Source organism: Streptomyces sp. NPDC051452, assembly GCF_044454765.1.
Taxonomy (GTDB): Bacteria; Actinomycetota; Actinomycetes; order Streptomycetales; family Streptomycetaceae; genus Streptomyces.
Map to the genome: position 1 here is coordinate 1 of NZ_JBITEB010000045.1, position 2000 is coordinate 2000.

Annotated in this window: 2 protein-coding genes and 1 pseudogene; all 3 read left to right on the top strand. The window is 62.0% G+C overall.

The annotated features are described in order from the left end of the window. Positions 1 to 64 precede the first annotated feature (64 nt). Positions 65 to 397, top strand: a complete 333-nt coding sequence (locus ACIBA9_RS38115) for a hypothetical protein (protein WP_399370369.1) — start codon at positions 65 to 67, stop codon at positions 395 to 397. Then, positions 390 to 971 carry a hypothetical protein gene (locus ACIBA9_RS38120; protein WP_399370371.1) on the top strand — a complete coding sequence of 194 codons (582 nt, stop codon included), beginning with the start codon at positions 390 to 392 and terminating at the stop codon, positions 969 to 971. The genes ACIBA9_RS38115 and ACIBA9_RS38120 overlap by 8 nt, the downstream gene beginning before the upstream one ends. 155 nt (positions 972 to 1126) lie before the next feature. After that, positions 1127 to 1817: pseudogene (locus tag ACIBA9_RS38125) on the top strand (transposase); the annotation flags it as partial. Positions 1818 to 2000 lie beyond the last annotated feature (183 nt).

Below are 2000 nucleotides of genomic sequence, written 5' to 3' on the forward strand. Positions count from 1 at the left end.
CTTGTATCTGCAGAGATGCGAGAGACAGCCAACATGCAACGGGGACTGCCAATAGTCTCGGCCCATGGCGACCTTCAACCAGCAGAACCAGACCGTCTACGGCGGCCAGAACAACGCCGAGACCATCAATCAGGTCCAGTACAGGACAGAACGCATCACTCTTGAAGCAGCTCGTGAACAGCTGGACGAGGTCATCGATGTCGCGTGCGCAGAGGACTCCCAGCTTGACCAACTAGGGCGAGACGAGCTACTTGCGGCCCGTCGAGACCTGGAGACAGGCGACACCGCCACCGCAAGGCGGCGCCTTGAGCGTGCACGTGCTTGGCTCTCAGATGCTGTTGGGTTGGCGACACTGGCCGCAACCGTCGGCCAGATTGCCGGGGGCTTGAGTGGCTGAAGCAAGTTTCAATCAGAGCCGACAAAGCGTCACAGGAAACCAGTATAACGCTGAGCATATTATTTTCGGGGCGACAGACGGGCTGGATAGAGTCCGCCATGAGCTGGTCCTTGATATATACGCAGAGGGGAATGCCCTGCTGGACGACTTCTGTCGCACCGTGAGAGAGGTACCACTTCTTCATCTCGCCGACTGGTCAAAGAAAGTCGAATACCCTAAGGAATTCGAGTCGCGGTGCGATTCACTGCTGCGCCTACTACTGAAGGCCAAGGCGCTCAGCGTTCAGACACGCGACTCCCCGCTAGAGGATGTCCTCTCGATCCTACTCACCTGGATCAGGAGTATAAGAAAATTTACCGCTGGTGACCCGGCGATTCAGCGAGCAACCGCAATGGAGGCGATCTTGGTGTACATGTATTCCTCGGAACACGAAGAAGATGCGCCTACAACCGGGGATCTAGTGGAATTGATGACGGGGGACAAGATTTTATTCGGGTACAGCAATGTGGTACTCAGGAAATCAGTAACAGACGCCCTAGACATGTTGCGACATGCTGAATTTGGCGTCTGGTGACGCCATCGCAGACCTGCCGACGGCCGGCGGGTACATCGAGATGGCATCGCGTCCCCGAGCTGGCCCTGCTCGATCTCGCCGCGCTCGCGATCTGTGGGCGGGTGAAGCGGTAGGCAGCGGTTTGGTGCGTTTCAGACCTGATTATGGGAGGGGCCATGCGTACCGATTCCGGCGGTGGCACCCACGCGTTCGTGGCCTGGCTCGCGAAGCGCGGCCGGTGGTTGTCCTACTCGGTCGGGATAACCATCACCGACGCCATCCACCACGCCGTTCTGCGGGTTCCCGCCACGGCGTGGACGGTGGCCATCGAGTCAGGCGGGGAGATCCGCGACGGCGCCTGGGTCGCCGAGCTCGACGGTGACGTGCTCAAGGGCTGACCGAAGGGCATGCGGCTGATCGTCCGCAAGGAACGTCCGCATCTCGGCGCCCAGTTGCGGTTCACCGACGCCGACGGACTGCGGCCGACCTGCTTCGCCACCAACACCACCGGCACTCCCATCGCCCAGCTGGAGCTGCGGCACCGCCGACGTGCTCGCGCCGAGGACCGCACCCGAAGCGCCCGTGCCACGGGCCTGCGCAACCCGCCCCTGTAACGACACCGCCCAGAACCGGATCTGGCTGGAGATCGTCCAGCTCGCACTCGACCTGCTCGCCTGGATGCCGATGCTCGCCCTGACCGGCAAATCCCGCAGGTGGGAGCCCCGCCGACTGCGGCTGCGACTGTTCTCCGCCGCCGCCCAGCTCGTCACCACCGGCCGACGCCGGCATCTGAGATTCGCCCACCACTGGCCATGGACCGATGTCATCACCGACGCGATCCGGCAGCTCGACGCCTTCCCGAACCCTGACCGACCAAGCACATCAAGCGGTCCGTCGAACCTGAACCACCTCACCGGAACCGTGGAACCCGGCGCACACTCGTCGCGACAGCCGGGCCATCAGCCTGCCCGCAACCCACACAACAGACCGAAACGGCAAGCCAGTTGAACTGACGAGCCATCACGAAAGATCGAGACTAGAGGAAGTGGT